The following is a 17,635-nucleotide window of genomic DNA, read 5'->3' as shown; positions in this document are numbered from 1 at the left end:
AAGCCATGGGGCGTGTGCGCAGGAGGGTCGAGCCGCACGTCAACGGCCGGGGGAGCGGTCGTGACCGGCTCGTGGCCATGGCGGTCGCGCACGAGCTCAACCTGATGGAGGACCTCGCCTACCACCACGTCGTCCACCAAGCGGTGCGCGGCCAGGTGTCCACCGCGCTGAAAGCCCGCCAGCGCGAGGCCCTGCTGGCGCTGAACGGGCTGCGCGGCGACTACGAGCGGATGTTCCGCCGCGTGGTGGAGGAGGGGATCGCCGACGGCTCCCTCCGCCCGGTGGACGCCTCGCTCGCCACGAGGACGCTGCTCAGCAACCTCAACGCGGTCGACGCCTGGTACCGCAGGATCGAGGGCCAGTCCGCGGCGGAAGTGCGCGAGCTGGCCCACCGGATCGTGGACATCCTGATCGGCGGTCTGGTCGCGCCGGTCGGGACGAGCTGACCCGTACGGTCAGTCGTGCGGAGCGGTTTCGTCACGGGGGCCGCGGAGCACGAACAGCAGCGAGCCGACGGCGCACAGGAGCAGGGCGACCGCCATCGCGGTGCGGTCGTCCGCGTCCGCGATGGCGAAGGCCCACCACCGCGCGCCGATTCCCCCTTGCGGCGTGTGGCGCGGGTGCGCGCCGAACAGCAGGCAGCACATCAGGTGCAGCAGTGGCAGGGTCCAGCCGCGCGTGGCCCCGGCGATGGTGGCGGTCACCAGCGCCATCCCGGTCAGGCCCGCGAGGTTGCGCAGCGCGGTCTGGCCGTCGGGCAGCAGCGGGCACGCCGCCGCCACGGTGACCAGGCAGGTGACGAGCAGGGCGGCCCGCTGGGGCACGGGTGAGCGCGGGACGACGCGGAACACCGTGGTGGGTGCTCTGGTGCGCAGGGCGACCGCGCAGGCCAGCAGCAGGGGCAGCAGTTGGGACAGCGGCACGCTGAGCCCGCGCGCCCCGCTCAGCGAGGGGATCGGCACGTGCCTGCCGCCGAGGACCAGTCCGGCCACCGCGACCAGGCACGACGTCGCGGCCAGCGTGGGCCACCGGTGCGCGCGCAGCCACAGCCGTGCGATCGTCACGGCACGGCCGGGGCGGGGGTGGTGCAGTCGCCGTGCGCTCGGACGAGCGCGGCGTACCACGCGCGCTGCTGCTCGACGCCGCTGTCGAGGAGCCGGGCGAACTGCGGCGCTTGTGCCGGGGGCACCAGGGCCGCTGTGGGGAGGTCGGGCCGGATGCGGTGCGTGAGCCAGGCGGTGAGCAGGGCGTTGGCATGGGCGGCGGGGTAGTGGACCGAGCCGTCGCCGCGCACCGCGCAGGCCGGTGGTGCGGGCACCAAGCGCTGGGCCAGGGACATCACCACGTCGACTTCCGCGACGTCGGGCCGCATCGGACCGATGCGCTCGGCCTCGGCACCGGGGCGCAGTCCGTGCTCCAGGTACAGGTCCGGCTGCGCGCCCAGATCGGCGAAGACGGCGCGGTAGCGGCTGATCGCACGGAGCCAGGCGTTCACGCCCGCGGCGTGCTCGGGCCACATGCACACGGTGACACCGTCACGGGTTCCGCACGACTCGGCGGTGGGTTGGCGCGCTTCGGTCAGCCTGCCGCCGGTGTCGCGCAGGATCGACACGGCGACCACGCCGAGGACGACGGCGATCACCGCCAAGGGCGCGCTGCGGGCCACCTCTGGCAGGGCGAGCACCGCGATCGCGGCCACCGCCAGCGCGGCGATCCACAACCACTGGCCCGCGACGGTGGCCTGGACGGGCTGCGCGGAGACCTCGCAGCACTGGCGGTCCACCGCGCTCAAGCGGGCCAGCAGCGGGTTGTCACTGCCGGACCCGTAGGCCAGGCCGACCCACACCACCACCGCGACGATCGGTGCCGCGAGGTAGCGGGGCAGGTGCCGCCCGGCGGCGGCGCCCACGAGCACCGCGGCCAGCAGGCACAGCGGCCCCAGCAGCACCACCGACCAGTACGGGCTGCCCCGGCCCTGCACGTCCAAGGCCATGACCGTGAACAAGGCCGTCCACCCGGCCAGACCGGCCAACAGCGCCCCGACGCAGTTGAGCAGCAGCCACGGCAGCGGTGAACGCGGGTAGGTCCGGGTAAGCACCGCCGACGTCGTCCTCCGGTCGCGGGAGGCGTCCCAGGCGGCCAGCGCCGCGGTCAGCGGCGCCAGCAGCACCCCGTGCTGCTGCAACTGCCCCGAGGTCCACCCCCAGTCCAGCGACCAGCCACCCCCGCGCGTGCCCGCGTAGAGCCCCAGCGCGGTCATCACCGGAACCCCGACGGGAGCACTGCCGCGCCGGAGGGCGATCAGCAGCGGGTTCACCGGCCCTCCTCGGCCACCAGCGCCTCGTAGGCGGCGTCGATGTCCGATGCCCGCCCGCCCCGCCCGCCGGTCAACGTCGCGACCGTGCCGTGGAAGCGCACGGTGCCCTCGTCGAGGACCACCACCCGGTCCGCGGTCGCGGCCACGTCCTCGGTCAGGTGCGTGCTCACCACGACCGTCCGCTCCCGCCCGAGGGCGCGGACCAGCTCGCGCAGGCCGCGGCGCTGCCGGGGGTCCAGTCCCACCGTGGGCTCGTCCAGCAGCAACACCCCCGGCCGGTTCACGATCGCCTGGGCGATGCCCACGCGCCGGTGCATCCCGCCCGACAACTGCGAGATCTTCACGTCCCTCTTCCCGGTCAGGTCCACCGCGCGCAGCGCCTCCTCCACGGCGGCCCGCCGCCGGCTACGGGGCACGAGCCGCTGCCAGGCGGTCAGCGTCAGGAACTCCGACACGGTCAGGTTCTCCGGCAGCGTGAAGCTCTGCGGGAGGAACCCGAGCCCGCGGCGGTACTGCCTCCTGTCGCGGACGCTGTCGGTGCCGTCGAGGTCCACCGAACCGGACTGCGCCCTCAGCGCTGTCGACAGCAGGCCGAGCAGGGTGCTCTTCCCCGCGCCGTTGGGGCCGAGCACCGCGGTCACCCCGGTCGGGAACTCCACATCCACCTCGCGCAGCGCGGTCACCCCGCCGTAGCGGTACGACACGCCCACCACCCGCACGGTGTCGGTCACCGATCGCACCCTTCTCGTCGGGTTCAGCGCGCGGGTGCCGGGTCCGGCGTCATCGCGCGGTCAACCGGCGCAGCGCCGACCGGCTCTCGTCGTCCTCGGGGCGGTAGACCAGCAGCCGCTGGTCCGGGTCCTGAACGGGCACGAGCACTTCGAAGTGCAGCGTGATCACACCCACGTCGGGATGGCGCACCACCTTGCGCCCGCGGCCGTTGACGTTGATGTCCCGCTCGGCCCAGAACCGCGCGAAGTCCTCGTCACGGGCGATGAACTCGGCGATGAGGTCGGTCAACGCCCGGTCCTCCGGGTGCGCGGCCCACGCGGCGCGCAGGTGGGCGACCCCTTCCCGGAGCGCGCGTTCGCGGTCGACGTAGAACTCGCGCATCTTGGGGTGCATCAGGCACAACCACATCGAGTTGCGCTGCGACGGCGGCAGCGCGTCGAAGTCCAGCAGCAGCCTGGCCATCTCGTCGTTCCAGGCCAGGATGTCGCAGCGGTGGTTCATCACCATCGCGGGCAGCGGCGACAGGTCGGTGACCAGCGCGACCAGTTGCGGCGCGGCGGTGGTGGTGTGCTCGTCGGCCGCGCGGGGGCGCTGCTGGGCCAGGTTGAACAGGTAGGCGCGTTCGTCGGGGGTCAGGCGCAGGGCACGGGAGAGCGCTTCCACCACGTCCGCCGATGGCCGCAGGCCACGGGCCTGCTCCAGCCGCACGATGTAGTCGGTGCTGACCCCGGCCAGTTCGGCGACCTCCTCGCGGCGCAGCCCCGGGGTGCGTCGGGTCCGCCGCCGCGCGGGCAGGTCGAAGTCCTGCGGGTCCAGGCGCTCACGCCGGGCCCGCAGGAACGCGGCCAGCTCCTGTGTCGTGTCCACGGTGCGGGTCATCGCGTTCGATCCTAGCGCCAGGATAGGACCGGCATTCCCAGGAAGCGCTTTCCCTTAACCCCGGCCTGCGGCGGTCGCAGACTCCCTCCCGACAGCTGATCACGAGCACGGGAGGACACGATGTCGCTCACCCTCGACACGTACCGGCTGCTGGGCCGGTCCGGGCTGCGGGTCTCACCGCTGGCGCTGGGCGCGGCGACCTTCGGCACCGAGTGGGGTTGGGGCGCGGAGCGGGACGAGGCGCGCAAGCTGTTCGACCTCTACGTCGGTCGCGGCGGCAACTTCATCGACACCGCCGACACCTACACCAACGGCAGCTCCGAACGCCTGCTGGGCGAGTTCATCGGGGACGACCGCGACGGCCTCGTGCTGGCGACGAAGTACTCGCCGCTGCGCAGGCCCGGTGATCCGAACTCCGGGGGCGCGCACCGCAAGAACCTGTTCACGTCGGTGGAAGCCAGTCTGCGGCGGCTGGGCACGGACTACATCGACCTGCTCTACCTGCACGTGTGGGATTTCACGACATCGGTCGAGGAAATCCTGCGCGGCATGGACGACCTGGTCCGGCAGGGCAAGGTCCTGTACGTGGGGATCTCCAACACCCCGGCGTGGCAGGTCTCGCGCATGCAGGCGATCGCCGACCTGCGCGGTTGGTCGCCGCTGGTGGCGCTGCAGATCGAGCACAACCTGCTCCAGCGCACCGGGGAGCGCGACCTGATCCCCATGGCGCGCGAGATGGGACTGGGGGTGGTCCCGTACTCGCCGCTGGCGGGTGGCGTGCTCAGCGGCAAGTACAGCCGCGACGACCTGGCCGCGACCGGCGCCGGAGCCGACGGCACCCGCAGGAGCTTCAACCTCGCCCTTGGCGCGCTCACCGAGCGGAACCTCGCCATCACCGACGTCGTGAAGCAGGTCGCCGCGGAGCTGGGCCGCACCCCCGCCCAGGTCGGCCTGGCCTGGGTGCTGCGGCGTCCCGGCGTGACCGCGCCGATCATCGGCGCGCGCACCCCCGCGCAGCTGGAGGACAACCTGGGCGCTCTGGAGGTCGACTTCACCGACGCCCAGCTGGCCCGCCTCGACGAGGCCAGCGCGATCGACCTCGGGGCACCGCACGCCATGCTCGCCAGCGACCACATCCGCAGGGTGACCAGGGGCGAGCTGAAGATCGAAACCCGCGGCTGAGCACCCGCACCCCCCCGGAGTTCGCCGCTCACCGCACTGGCGTGCGCGCCGCCTCGACAGTGCGCACCGGCTCCCGGCGGGGCTCGGTGGGCCAGCGGTGCGCCACGAGCACGGGGCACCGGGCGTGCAGCAGGGCGGTGCGGACCAGTTGGCCGCGCTCGGCCAGGACGAGCAGGTCGGTGTCGGCGTGGCGGGCGATCGCCTCGTGGGGGTGCATCCGGGCCAGCACCGACGTGTGCGGGGTGGCGCGCAGCACCCGGCCTGCGCGCTCCACCGGCCACCAGGGGTCATCGGCCCTCAGCGGCAGCGGTGGCGCGGCGTGCAGGACGCGCAGCGCCGCGCCCAGCCGGTCGGCGTGCTCGACCGCGCGGGCGAGCACCAGCTCGTCCGACGGGTTGCCGGTGACCAGGGCGGTGACGCGGTGGTGGCGGTGGCGCAGCGCCGAGGCGGTGCCGCGCACGACCACGACGTCGCAGGCGGCGTGCTCCACCAGGGGCGACACCACCCTGCCGAGGCCGAACGCCGTGGCGTCACCACCCCGGTAGGCGGTCACCAGGACCTGAGCGCGGGTGCTGGCCACCAGCAGGTCGTGCACCGGGTCGGCGGTCGGCGGGTGCACCTCCAGCGGGACGCCGGTGGCGTCGGCGAGATCGGCCGCCCAGCGCAGCGCGGCCTCGCCCCAGGGGGAGGGGTCGCCTGCCACGATCACGGGCGGGAGAGCGGGAAGGGCCTGCTGCTCGGTCATACCCCCACCATCGTCGCCGACCCGTGGTGGGCACAGGGCCGTGAGCGCCGTCCCGACCGGGACGAAGGTCCCGCGCGTCACCGCGTGGTCACGGAAGGAGCCGGCGCCGCCGTTGCGAGGACTTCGGTGACCTGGTCGCGTTCCAGACCCAACGTTCCGATGAGACCGCACACGGGCGAAGGCCCCGACCGGGCCGGGCACCGTGCTCCGGCTCGAATGGGACGGGCACCGGGCCGATGGCCCGGTGCCCGTCCCGCGCTGGAAGTCGCGCCCCTCAACGCCCCATGCTCACGAGGCGGTGCTGCAACCGGTCGTGCAGCAGGTCCACCGCCTCCTGGTAGGTCTCGGCGGCGGCCTCGGCGTTCACCGGCTTGCCGTTCACGTCCAGCGAGGCGTGGACGGTGACCAGCCGGGGACCGTCGGTGGCGAGCCGGACCCGCGCGTAGTGGACGTCGGCGGGCGCGTACTTGGCGACCGCCTCGACCTTCGTGCGCGCGTAGTCGCCCGCCTCCACGGGAACCCGTCGACCAGCTCGGTGCGGATGTTCGCGATCTCGTGCACTCTGCCCATGGCTGGAGCCCTGTTCCTCATCGGGTTGCCACGTGGTGTTCCACAGTGGACGATCGGTTGTCCTGGATGCGTCTCGGTCATCGCAGCCAGGCGTGGTCGCGGATGACGGGCTGGCGGGCCCACCAGCGCCCCAGGCCCCAGGTGGCGCCCGCGCCCGCGGCGGCCACGGCGATCAGCGCGAGGGCGTAGACGACGTGGTAGTCGATCAGGGGGTTGGTCGACCCGCTGGGTTGGCCAGCGGAGGTGAAGCGGGCCAGTGGCCATTCGGCGGCCCACATCAGCAGCATCATCACCGTGCCCGAGATCGCCGCGAGGCGCAGGGCGATGCCCGCGGTGGTGGCCAGGCCGATGGCCAGCAGGCCGAGCATGAACAGCCAGTTGGCCCAGCCCGCGCCTGCCCAGGCGTGGAAGGTCGACTCCAGGGGGCCGACCGCGACGTGGCCGAGGAAGCCCTTGGTGGGGGAGCCGCCGTTGATCCAGGCCGCTTCCGGCTTGGTGGCGTAACCCAGGCCGAACAGCTTGTCGAAGAAGGCCCAGAGGAACACGAAACCGGTGCCGATCCGCAGGACCGCGAGCGCGACGGCACCGGCGTCCGCGCGGGTCGCCGTGGTGGCCGCCGCACGGGTCGTCGCCCCGGTCGTCGCCTTGGTCGTGCCGTTGGAGTGCGCAATCGCAGTCATGGCTTCGTCTCCCTCTGTTCCCTCTGCCGCTGTTTCCGACCTCGAGCTTCGCCGTCGCGGCGGCTGGGGAACGCGGGCGAAGGTCCCTGATCGACAGGGACGTCCGGCGCCTTCCACCCTCGCCGGTTCACCGCTGCGCCGGTGAGGGGCGTCCACGGCGGGCGCCCCTCACCGGGGAGGATCAGCGCTTGCCGAGCTTGTAGGCGCGGATCACGGTCTGCTCGAAGGTGTTGCTCCTGCCATCGGCCCCCTTGACCCGCAAGGAGACGAAACCACCCGGGTTGTCGGGGTTGTGCACCAGCGCGGTGTTGCCGAGGACCAGGACCTGGCGCCAGGTCGCGCCGTCGTCGAACGACGCCTCGACCTGGACGCGGCGGACTCCGGTGTCCAGCTGCTGGTCCACCACCAGCGGCACGCGCAGCAGCGCGCCCGCCCCCGCCGCGCCTTCGTCGTCCAGCTCGGGCGCGAACCGGACCACGGTCAGCGGCAGCGGCTGCTCACCGGTGGTGGTGCCGGAGCGGAACGTCCAGCGCCCGCGCACCTCGGTGCTGAACTCCGACACCCCCTCCGCGCGCACCGCCTCGGTCTCCAGGCGGAAGTCCCCGTTGCCCGCGGGCACCTCGAACTGGCCGGAACCCGCGTAGGGGAGCTGGTCGACCTCCTCGCCGCCGCGGAACAGCGCCGTGCGCGCGGACGCGGTGGCGGAGGTGCCGACATTGCCGTGCCGGTCGCCGAACAGCGGCAGGTTGACGGTGATCCGGTCGCCGGAGCGCGACAGGCTCCGGGAGGTCGGCACCGGGCCGAACACCGGGTCGTTCAGGCGTTCCCGGTACTGCCGCCCCGCGCGGTAAGCGTGTTCCGGGCCGTCGAGCGTCGCCTCGAAGTTCGAGCCGTACTGCAACGTGTGCCAGGACCACCGGACGCCTTCGGTCGTCACGTAGTCGACGCTCTCCCCGGACGGACCGACCTGGGACAGCATGTAGGAGCCGTGGATGCCGTTCACGGTCGAGTCACCGCCGAGCAGCAGCCTCTTGCCCTCCGGGAAGGGCCCGACCGACGAGCGGACCTCGGCCAGCTCGGACTTCGCGGGCGCGCGTTCCAGGCCCGTGGGCGCCTTGCCGGGGAAGCCCCAGGTGAGCCCGTAGCGCACGGGGGTGCCCTCGACCGGGGGGCCGTCGTAGGTCTCGGAGATCCTGGTGGTGAACTGGTCCGAGGGCAGTTCCGGCCCCAGGTGCCCGACCGAGTACCGACCCCCGAAACCGCCTCCCAGGACGCCGAAGCCGTAGCCGAGGGTCCGTCCGCCCCACGTCCGCCGCCCGGCCACCTCGGCGAGCATGGGCACGGCTTCCGGGTCGGGCGCGGTGATCCGGATCGGCGCGGCCTTCCTGGCGTCGGTCGTCACCACGGCGTCGGCGGTGACGGAGAACGCCGGGTGGAACAGCACGGCGAGGTTCTCGCCGGTCACGACGGCCGCCGTCGCGACGTAGTCGCCCTTGGGCAGTCGCCGCACGCCGGAGGCGTACTGCTCGCCACGACCGGTGACCAGGTCGTAGAGCATGGTGGACGCCTGCTGCGTGGGCTGGCCGTTCGCGTCTGTGTACTCGAAGGTGATGTCGTAGCTCTCCACCTCCCGGTTGACGGTCACCGAGGTGCGCAGAGCGGTCGTCCCGGCCGAGGCGACCACCGAACCCGAGTAGACGCCGTCGAGGGAGCCGACGCGGGTGTCGGCGGTGACGGTGATCGATGCCCGGCCGCCTGCGGGCACGGTGACCTCGGCGGGCGTCGCGGTGAGCAGGCCCGCCGGAGCGGCCTTGCCGTCCGGGCCGGTGGCCTCGACGGCCACGCGCAGCGCCAGCGGCTCGGCACCGTCGTTGTGGTAGACCAACTCCCTGCTGATCGGCGTGTCGTCGTGGTGCGGCCACCGCTGGGTGCCGAAGGCCAGGCTCGCCGGTTCGGCGATGGCGTTCAGCGCGATGGCGGCGGCCAGGTCGACCCGGCCGCTGCCCTGGTCGAACGGGGTCAGCGCGGGGTTGGGCTCGGCGGAGGCCATGAGCGCGGCCTTGATCCGGGAGCCGGTCCAGTCGGGGTGCTGCTGGGCCAGCAGCGCCGCCGCGCCTGCGACGTGCGGGGTGGCCATCGACGTGCCCGACGCCGCCACGTAGTTCTCGTCGATGGGCGGACCGATGTCCGCCTTGCCCGACTTGGCGGCCACGATGCCCACGCCGGGCGCGGTGACGTCCGGCTTGACCGCGCCGTCGCCGACGCGGGGACCTCGGCTGGAGAAGGGCGCGATGCCGTCCTGGCGGTCCACCGCGCCCACGGTCAGCGCGGCGTCGGCGCTGCCCGGCGAGCCGACGGTCCGGGGGCCGCCGGAGTTGCCCGCCGCGATGACGAACAGCGTGCCGGTGGTGGCCGAGAGGGTGTTGACCGCTTCCTCCAGGGGGTCGACCTCCGGGGTGTCGGTGCCGCCGAGGCTGAGGTTGACCACGTCCGCGCCCTGGTCGGCGGCCCACTGCATGCCCGCCAGGATCGCCGATTCCGAGCAGCCGAAGGGCAGGCACACCTTGCCGTCGAGCAGTTGCGCCTCGGGGGCCACGCCGCGGTACTTGGTGCCCGAGCCCGCGATGGTGGACGCGACGTGCGTGCCGTGGCCGACGACGTCGGAGTTGTCCGAGTCCTCGGTGAAGTTCGCCGCGGCCACCACGTGCCCGGCCAGGTCGGGGTGCTCGGCGTCCACGCCGGTGTCGAGCACGGCGACCTTCACGCCCTTGCCGGTGTACCCGGCCGACCACGCGGCGGGCGCGCCGATCTGGGCGGTGCTGCGGTCCAGGGCGGGTTCGCGCATCCCGTCCAGCCACACCTTCCGCACGCCGGGGTCGGCCATCAGCGAGCGGAAGGTGCCCGCGGCGTCGGCCTTGCGCGCCCGCGCGGCGGTGGCGCGCACGGCGCCCAGGTCGCGGGTGACCTCCACGGCGGCGGACCTGCCGGTGATGATCAGCGGCACGGTGTCGCGCCGCGCGTCGTCGTACCCGGCCTGGACCAGCCCGGTCACGTCGAACAGCCGCAGGTCCAGCCTGCCCGCGCGCACCTGGCTGAGCGCGTCGTCGGGAACGACGTGCTCGTGGCCGTCGTTGTCGAACCTGTGGACGGCAACGCCTTCCCGTCCCGGGCCGGCGGTCATCGAGGCGACCCGCCCCCCGGTCACCAGCACCCGATCACCCGTGATCAGCGTGACCCAGGCCGATCCGGCGACCTGCTTGCCCGAAAGGGCACCATTGCCGCCCGAAGGGGCACCGTTCATTGTGGACGCAGTGGAAATCCCCGGAGCGCCGCCGGCGGCCAGCAGGCAGACCACTGCCAGAAAACCGCTGCGGCGCAAGAGTTTCGAGTGCGACACAGACACCTCCAGTCCGATGTGGCCGGAAGGCACCGCACCTCGTGGCGGCGGCGGACTGGAAGTGGCGAAGCCCTCCAACCCCTTGGACCCTAGTGAGTCGCGCGGGGCGGGGAAGACGGCCGCCGGGGGATGCCGCCCCGGCGAACAGACTAACCTCGCGGTTACCGCTCGGTGGCTCGTGGCGGTGGCAGTGGTCCCAGCGGTCAGTTCCGCGTCCGCGTCGAACCGGGGCGGGCGGCGCCTCGACCGCACACCGGTGCCTGTCCAGGCGCCGCCGGGTGTCCGGGCGACCATCAGCCCCAGAAGGCCACGGCCTGCCTGCCGAGCGGCGGGCCAGTTCGACCAGTGGCAGGCCGTCCCGCGAGCCTTCGAACGCGGCCAGCACGTCGAGGGCCTTGGCCAGGACGCCTCGCCCCTGTTCGGACGACCTCGCCGACATGCGCCCCTCTCGCCCCTTTCGGCCCGCTACGAGGGGCGATGGTAGCCACGAGTGGTCCATTTGGAGAGGGAGGATTTCCGCGCGGCGGAAATCCGGGGGCCGGTTCTGCTCGGACTGGCTCACGACCCGCGCCATGCCTGGTCGTCCCCCGGCCGGATCGACCGTCGGCGGTGAGCACCGCTGTCCTGCGGGGTTGTGGGGCGCCTGCTCCAACTACTGCGTCACAGGGCACGCCGCAAGAGGTCGTTCGGCCCAAAAGCGGCTGGCATCACGCCAACTTGTGTACAAGGTAGACGAAAGATTGGGCAGTCCCAACGAAAGTCCTGGACTTGTCGTCACCAGCCGCTTACTGTTCATCACGCTTCGCTGACCCTGCGACGGAACGAAGTCCCACCTCCTCACCCGCCACCGCGTGCGGGCCCTGCAACCGTGCGACGACGACGTCGGACACGCGTGGTCGTCGTCCCTGCCCTCCCAGGAGCATGGATATGAGACGGACAGCGCGACGGGTGCGCCTACCCGCCCTCGGTTTGTTGGCGGCAGCCCTGCTCTTCAGCGGCACGGCACCACCAGCCACCGCGGACCCGAAGAGCGACGCGGTGCCGCCCCAGGAACCCGGCGTGACGCTGCGGGTCTTCGACGTGCAGGTGGCGCTGGACCGGCTCTGCACCCTCAAACCGGCCCAGACGCCCAACGTCGACAAGCTCATGCCGGTGGTCGACTGGACCTCGACCGCCGACTTCGGGTTCGACGACCGCTTCGTGGCCGAGGTCTCCGGCAACATCGACATCACCCAGGCGGGCGCGTACACCTTCCGTCTGCTCAGCGACGACGGGTCGCGGCTGTCGATCGACGGCAACGTGGTCGTCGACCACGACGGCCTGCACGGTCCGGACCCCAAGGACGGTTCGGTCACCCTGTCCACCGGCTACCACTCCCTGCTGATCGAGCACTTCGAGCGCGACGGCGGGCAGCAGCTGACCCTGCAGTGGAAGCCGCCGGGCGCCACCGGGTTCTCGGTCGTGCCGAACTCGGCGCTCAGCACGGACAGCGGCGTCGTCCGGGTCACCGCGCCCGGCCGCAAGGAGTGCGCCGCGGGCTCCGACACGCCGGGCGACGGCCTGCCGCTCGACGCCGTGCACCCCGACTACACCCTGACCAACCTGCGCCCCAGCGGTTTCCAGCCGAAGGTCAGCGCGATGGACTGGTTCCCCGACGGCCGCCTGGCCATCGCCACGTGGGACGGCAAGAGCACCGACACCGGTGAGGTCTGGGTGCTGGGCAACGTCACCGGGGCGACCTCGCCGGAGCGGGTCACCACCAAGCGGATCGCGACCAACCTGCGCGAGCCGATGGGGCTGAAGGTGCTCGACGGCCGGATCTACGTGTCGCAGAAGCACCAGCTGACCGAGCTGACCGACACCAACGGCGACGACGTGATCGACCAGTCGCGCGCGGTTGCCACGTGGCCCTACGGCGGCAACTTCCACGAGTTCGCGTTCGGCCTGCTCTACAAGGACGGGTTCTTCTACCTCAACCTGTCCGTCGCCATCAACCTCGGCGGCGCGACCACCAACCCGCAGCCCGCCGCGAACCGCGGCACCACGGTGAAGGTCAACCGCGCCACCGGGCAGGTCAGCTACATCGCCGGTGGCCTGCGCACGCCCAACGGCATCGGGTGGGGCCCCGAGGGCGGCATGTTCGTCAACGACAACCAGGGCGGCTGGCTGCCCGCGTCGAAGCTGGTGCACGTCAAGCAGGACCGGTTCTTCAACCACTACACCAACCCCGCCGGTCCCTTCGACGCGAACCCGGTCACCGCGCCCGTGCTGTGGCTGCCGCAGAACGAGATCGCCAACTCGCCCAGCACGCCGCTGCAGCTGACCAAGGGCACCTACGCCGGGCAGATGGTCTTCGGCGACGTCACCTACGGCGGCCTCCAGCGCGCCTTCCTGGAGAAGGTCAACGGCGAGTACCAGGGCGCGGTGTTCCGGATGACGCAGGGCCTGGAAGCGGGCGTCAACCGGATCAGCCTCGGCCCGGACGGCGCGATCTACATCGGCGGCATCGGCGACGACGGCAACTGGGGCCAGGACGGCAAGCTCAAGTACGGCTTGCAGAAGCTCGCGCCCAACGGCGGCCGGACCTTCGACATCCTGGCCGTGCGCGCGATCGCGGGCGGGTTCGAGATCGAGTACACCCAGCCGCTGTCGGCGGAGACCGCGGCGGGCCTCGCGGGCCGCTACAGGGCGCAGCAGTGGCGGTACGCGCCCACACCGGGCTACGGCGGGCCCAAGGTCGACCAGGAGAGCCTGCGGGTCGCCTCGGCGACGCTGTCCGCGGACAGCAGGAAGGTCACGCTCAAGATCGACGGCCTCAAGGCCGGTCGGGTGGTGCACCTGCGCTCGCCGCGGCCGTTCACGTCGAGCACCGGTGTGCCGCTGTGGAGCACCGAGGCGTGGTACACGCTGAACAACCTGGTCGGCAGCGCGCCGTCGGCCACGCAGTCGCTGGAGGCGGAAAGCGCGGCCCTGTCCGGCGGCGCGGGCGTCAACACCGACCACACCGGCTACTCCGGCGCGGGGTTCGTCGACGGGTACGGCACGCAGGGCGCGACCACCAGGTTCGCCGTGAACGCGACGGCGGCCGGTTCGCACAACGTGGGCCTGCGCTACAGCAACGGGCCGAACCCGTCCAGCGGCACCAAAACCGTCAGCGTCTACGTCAACGGCGCGAAGGTCAGGCAGGTGGCGCTGGCCGACACGGGCGACTGGGACACGTGGGCCACGCACACCGAGGCGTTGACCCTGCGGGCGGGCGCGAACACCATCGCCTACAAGGTGGACAGCGGGGACACCGGGCACGTCAACCTGGACTACCTGACCGTCACACCGGCCCGGCGCGTCGTCCTCTACAGCGGCGGCGGCACGGAGAACTGGCGCAACCCCGACGGCAGCCCGCCGTCGTGGCCGGTCGCGGACGGCTCGATGGAGGCGCTCGGCGGCGACATCCGCAGCAGGCAGGTGTTCGGCGACTTCAAGCTCCACCTGGAGTTCTGGCTGCCGAACCTGCCGCCCGAGGTGACCGGCCAGCAGCGCGCCAACAGCGGCGTGTACCTCCAGGACCGCTACGAGCTGCAGATCCTGGACAGCTACGGCAAAGCGTCGCTGGCCGCCGACGAGGCAGGCAGCATTTACCTGAAGAAGGCCGCGTCGCGCAACGCCGCCACCGCGCCGCGGACGTGGCAGACCTACGACGTCACGTTCCGGGCGGCCCGCTTCGACAGCGCGGGGGTCAAGACCGAGAACGCCCGCGTCACCGTGGTGTGGAACGGCGTCACGGTGCACCGGGACTTCGCCATCGACGGTCCGACCGGCAACGGCGCGGCCGAGGGCCCGACCGCGGGGCCGCTCCGGTTGCAGGACCACGGTGATCCCGGTGAGAACGTCCGGTTCCGCAACATCTGGGTCGAGCCGCTGGGGTGAGCGGGCGGGCTCGTGGCCGGTGCCGGGGTCGCGCGGTGGCGCGGCCCCGGCACCGGCCCGCCGGTCCTACCGGGGACCGCGGCGGACGGCGCTGGGCGGCTGCCCGGTCCACCGCAGGTAGGCGCGGCGGAGTTCGCGGGCGTCGCTGAAGCCGGTCTCGTGGGCGATGGCCTCGACCGTGAGCGCCGTCTCCCGCAGCAGCAGGGTGGCGCGCCGCTCGCGCACGCGGTCGCGGATGGTGCTGTAGCGCTCGCCCGCCTCGGTGAGCTTGCGGCGCAGGGTCCGCTCGGTGAGCCGCAGCCGCCGCGCGGTGTCGGTCATGGTGGGCGCGTGGCGCAGGTTCCTGCTCAGCGCGGTCTCGACGGCGACGACGACGTCGGGGCGGGCCGCGTCGAGGTCGAGCAGGCGGCGGCAGTTCTCCACGGCGATGGCGCGGGTCGGCTCGTGGTGGGTGGGCAGGCGGCGGGCGAGCACCGCGGCGGGCAGGACCATTCGGTTCGCGGCGGCCCCGAACTCGACCGGGCAGCGGAAGAAGCGGCGGTATTCCGGGGCGTAGGCCGGTGCGGGGTAGGCCAGTTCGACCCGGACGGGCGCCCAGTCCGCGGCTTCCAGGGTGCGCAGGAACACCACGGTGCTGCTGAGCACTTCCTCGCACAGGAAGGCGATGAGCTCGGGATCGGGCAGGCGTTCGTGCAGCCGCAGCGCGATCTCGTCACCGGAGATGTCGATGTCGGTGTCCATCAGGCTGCCCGCGGCGGGGTGCAGCTCGTGGGCGAGCACCAGGGCGTCGGCGGTGGTGGCGCACGACCGCATCGCGACGCCCAGCATGCCGAAGGACAGCAGCGGGTCGCGGGTGCCGACCCTGATGCCGAGCGGGCGGTCGGGCATGGCGCGCACCGCGCGGCGCAGCACCTGGGCGGCTTGGCGGAAGGACACCTTGACCGGGCTGGGGGTGGTGAGCTCGGCCGGATCGAGGCCGGTGCCCGCGAACCAGGCGGCGACCGGGTGACCCTCGCGCCTGCCGACCTCGACCACGCCGGACAGCGTGGTGGGCGGGATGACCGCCCTGGTCAACGCCGCTGGCTCTGCGGACCCGATCACATCGCCACCGCCGTCCTGTCCGGTTTGCCCCCCATGCTAGCCGCGGCGGCCCTGCCGGGGCCGGTGTCGCGGCCATTTCAATCGAGCCATGTCAGGTGGAAGACAGGGAGGGGACATGGCTCGACGGCGTGTTTGTGTCATCGGAGCGGGACCTGCCGGGCTTTCGGCGGCGCGTGCCTTGCGGCGCTTGAAAATCCCCTACGACCAGTACGAGCGGCACAGCGACGTCGGCGGCATCTGGGACCTCGACAACCCCGGCACGCCGATGTACGAGTCCGCGCACTTCATCTCCTCGCGCAGGACGTCGGGGTTCTTCGACTTCCCCATGCCGGAGTCGTTCCCCGACTACCCTGGCAACCGGCTGATCCTGCGGTACACCCGTGACTTCGCCACCGCCTACGGCCTGCGCGAGGCCATCCGCTTCAACACCGCGGTCGACGACGTCGAGAGGGTCGGCGACTCGTGGGTGGTGACCCTCGACGACGGCTCCCGCCACGAGTACGGGGCGGTCGTGTGCGCCACCGGTGTCACCTGGGCACCGCGCTCCCCGGTGCACCCCGGCGAGTTCACCGGCGAGATCCGGCACTCCTCGACCTACCGCAGCCCGCTGGAGTTCCGCGGCAAGCGCGTCCTCGTCGTGGGGCTGGGCAACTCCGGCGCCGACATCGCGTGCGACGCCGCGGCCAACGCGGACGCCGCGTTCGTGAGCGTGCGACGGGGCTACCACGTGATACCCAAGCACCTGTTCGGCATCCCCATCGACGAGTTCACCGAACGCGGGCCGGAACTGCCGCTGTGGGTGCAGCGTCCGGTGTTGCGCGCGTTGCTGCGCCTGGTGCGGGGTGACCTGCGCAGGTACGGCCTGCCGGAACCGGATCACCGGCTGCTGGAGTCGCACCCGCTGCTCAACAGCCAGCTGCTGCACTACCTGCAGCACGGTGACGTGGCGATCCGCCCGGACATCGTGCGCCTGGACGGTTCCCTGGTCCGGTTCGCCGACGGCAGCGCCGAGCGGATCGACCTCGTCCTGCACGCCACCGGCTACGACTGGGCCATCCCCTACGCGCAGCGGTACTTCGACTGGTGCGACGGCCGCCCGGACCTGTACCTCACCGCGTTCAACCGCGAGCACCGCAACCTGTTCGCGCTCGGCTACATCGAGCTCAACTCCAGTGCCTACACGGTTTTCGACCACATCAGCAACATCCTCGCCCAGTACCTGCACGACCAGGAGCACGCCCCGGAGCGCGCCGCGCGGTTCGACCGCATGATCGCCACCGACCGCCCCGACCTCAGCCGGGGCATCCGGTTCGTCGACTCGCCGAGGCACCGCTCCTACGTGGACTCCTCCGCTTACCGCCGCTACCTGGGCGTGGTGCGCGAGCGCATGGGGTGGGCCGACCTGACCCCCGGCGCGTTCGAGCGGACCCGCCAGGCGGTGCGGGCATGAGGACGGCGGTGGTGACGGGCGCGGCGGGCGCCATCGGCGCGGCGGTCTGCGCGAGGTTGGACGCGCGCGGCTTCCACGTGGTCGCGGTCGACCTGGACCCGGTGGGACTGGACCGGCTGCCCGCCCCGGTGACCCGGCTGCCGGTCGACCTGACCACCCCGGACTTCCACGAGCCGATCGCGGCGGCCGTCGGCGAGCGGTGCGACCTGCTGGTCAACAACGCCGGTGTGGTGGTCACCCGGCCGTTCGAGGAGGTCACCGCCGAGCAGAGCCGCCGCGAGCAGCTGGTCAACCTGCAGGCGCCCATGCAGCTCAGCCGCGCGCTGTACCCGGCGCTGCGGGCGGCCCGCGGCCGGATCGTGTCCGTCGGGTCGCTGGGGGCGCTGATGCCGCTGGCCGAGAGCGCCGGGTACAGCGCGTCGAAAGCGGGCCTGCGCACCTTCATGTTCGCCATGGCGATGCTCGAACGCGAAACGGGGGTCGGCGTCAGCATGGTGCACCCCGCCGCGGTGGACACCCCCATGCTGCGCCGGGAGATGGCGGGCGGCGGTTCCGCGATCAACCTCCTCGGCGACCCGCTGAGCCCGGAGGCCGTCGCCGACGCCGTCGTGGCCCACCTGGACCGCCCTCGCCTGGAGACCTTCCTGCCACGCCACAA

The 17,635-nt window shown here is 72.5% G+C and carries 14 protein-coding genes; 5 read left to right on the top strand and 9 right to left on the bottom strand.

Translation table 11 applies throughout. The features are described from left to right. Nucleotides 1-446 (top strand): TetR-type transcription factor C-terminal domain-containing protein (locus tag IEZ00_RS30510; protein WP_229796250.1); only part of this gene is annotated, 446 nt, incomplete at its 5' end. 9 nt (nt 447-455) lie between these two features. On the opposite strand, the gene IEZ00_RS30505 is transcribed toward IEZ00_RS30510, so the two are convergent. The 4 genes from IEZ00_RS30505 to IEZ00_RS30490 are packed head-to-tail and all read right to left on the bottom strand — an operon-like array spanning nt 456 to nt 3,928. Then, nucleotides 456-1,064 carry a hypothetical protein gene (locus IEZ00_RS30505; RefSeq protein WP_189226823.1) on the bottom strand — a complete coding sequence of 203 codons (609 nt, stop codon included), beginning with the start codon at nt 1,062-1,064 and terminating at the stop codon, nt 456-458. Continuing rightward, nucleotides 1,061-2,317 carry a DUF7224 domain-containing protein gene (locus tag IEZ00_RS30500; RefSeq protein ID WP_189226822.1) on the bottom strand — a complete coding sequence of 419 codons (1,257 nt, stop codon included), beginning with the start codon at nt 2,315-2,317 and terminating at the stop codon, nt 1,061-1,063. Before IEZ00_RS30500 ends, IEZ00_RS30505 begins: the two co-directional genes overlap by 4 nt. Further along, complete coding sequence (locus IEZ00_RS30495; RefSeq protein WP_229796249.1) at nt 2,314-3,048, bottom strand: ABC transporter ATP-binding protein; 735 nt, start codon at nt 3,046-3,048, stop codon at nt 2,314-2,316. Before IEZ00_RS30495 ends, IEZ00_RS30500 begins: the two co-directional genes overlap by 4 nt. 49 nt (nt 3,049-3,097) lie before the next feature. After that, on the bottom strand, nt 3,098-3,928 hold the full coding sequence (locus IEZ00_RS30490; protein WP_189226821.1) for a helix-turn-helix transcriptional regulator: 831 nt from the start codon (nt 3,926-3,928) through the stop codon (nt 3,098-3,100). Nucleotides 3,929-4,048: 120 nt separating this feature from the next. Between IEZ00_RS30490 and IEZ00_RS30485 the strand changes: the two genes are divergently transcribed. After that, complete coding sequence (locus IEZ00_RS30485) at nt 4,049-5,110, top strand: aldo/keto reductase (protein ID WP_189226820.1); 1,062 nt, start codon at nt 4,049-4,051, stop codon at nt 5,108-5,110. Between the two features lie 28 nt (nt 5,111-5,138). Here the strand turns inward: IEZ00_RS30485 and IEZ00_RS30480 are convergent, their stop codons facing one another. From IEZ00_RS30480 to IEZ00_RS30465, 4 genes are all read right to left on the bottom strand, one after another. Further along, nucleotides 5,139-5,855, bottom strand: a complete 717-nt coding sequence (locus tag IEZ00_RS30480) for a putative universal stress family protein (RefSeq protein ID WP_189226819.1) — start codon at nt 5,853-5,855, stop codon at nt 5,139-5,141. A 274-nt stretch (nt 5,856-6,129) separates the two neighbouring features. Further along, nucleotides 6,130-6,369, bottom strand: coding sequence for an HPF/RaiA family ribosome-associated protein (locus IEZ00_RS30475; protein ID WP_189226818.1), 240 nt, complete (start codon nt 6,367-6,369; stop codon nt 6,130-6,132). A gap of 133 nt (nt 6,370-6,502) precedes the next feature. Next, nucleotides 6,503-7,105 carry a DoxX family membrane protein gene (locus IEZ00_RS30470; RefSeq protein WP_189226817.1) on the bottom strand — a complete coding sequence of 201 codons (603 nt, stop codon included), beginning with the start codon at nt 7,103-7,105 and terminating at the stop codon, nt 6,503-6,505. Nucleotides 7,106-7,286: 181 nt separating this feature from the next. Further along, nucleotides 7,287-10,286 (bottom strand): S8 family serine peptidase, encoded by a 3,000-nt coding sequence (locus IEZ00_RS30465; RefSeq protein ID WP_229796248.1) that lies wholly within the window; start codon nt 10,284-10,286, stop codon nt 7,287-7,289. Nucleotides 10,287-11,429: 1,143 nt separating this feature from the next. Here IEZ00_RS30465 and IEZ00_RS30460 point away from each other — a divergent pair. Beyond that, nucleotides 11,430-14,426, top strand: coding sequence for a 3-keto-alpha-glucoside-1,2-lyase-like domain-containing protein (locus IEZ00_RS30460; RefSeq protein WP_189226815.1), 2,997 nt, complete (start codon nt 11,430-11,432; stop codon nt 14,424-14,426). Between the two features lie 66 nt (nt 14,427-14,492). On the opposite strand, the gene IEZ00_RS30455 is transcribed toward IEZ00_RS30460, so the two are convergent. Further along, nucleotides 14,493-15,527, bottom strand: coding sequence for an AraC family transcriptional regulator (locus tag IEZ00_RS30455; RefSeq protein ID WP_189226814.1), 1,035 nt, complete (start codon nt 15,525-15,527; stop codon nt 14,493-14,495). Nucleotides 15,528-15,615: 88 nt separating this feature from the next. On the opposite strand from IEZ00_RS30455, the gene IEZ00_RS30450 reads away from it, so the two are divergent. Next, nucleotides 15,616-16,977: a flavin-containing monooxygenase gene (locus tag IEZ00_RS30450; protein WP_306344709.1), complete on the top strand. Its 1,362-nt coding sequence runs from the start codon at nt 15,616-15,618 to the stop codon at nt 16,975-16,977. Next, nucleotides 16,974-17,635 (top strand): SDR family NAD(P)-dependent oxidoreductase (locus IEZ00_RS30445; RefSeq protein WP_229796247.1); only part of this gene is annotated, 662 nt, incomplete at its 3' end. The genes IEZ00_RS30450 and IEZ00_RS30445, both read left to right, overlap by 4 nt.

Source organism: Saccharothrix coeruleofusca, from assembly GCF_014648515.1.
Classification (GTDB): Bacteria; Actinomycetota; Actinomycetes; order Mycobacteriales; family Pseudonocardiaceae; genus Actinosynnema; species Actinosynnema coeruleofuscum.
Note: the sequence above shows the minus strand (reverse complement) of the source record. Positions and strands in the feature narration are given on the sequence as shown.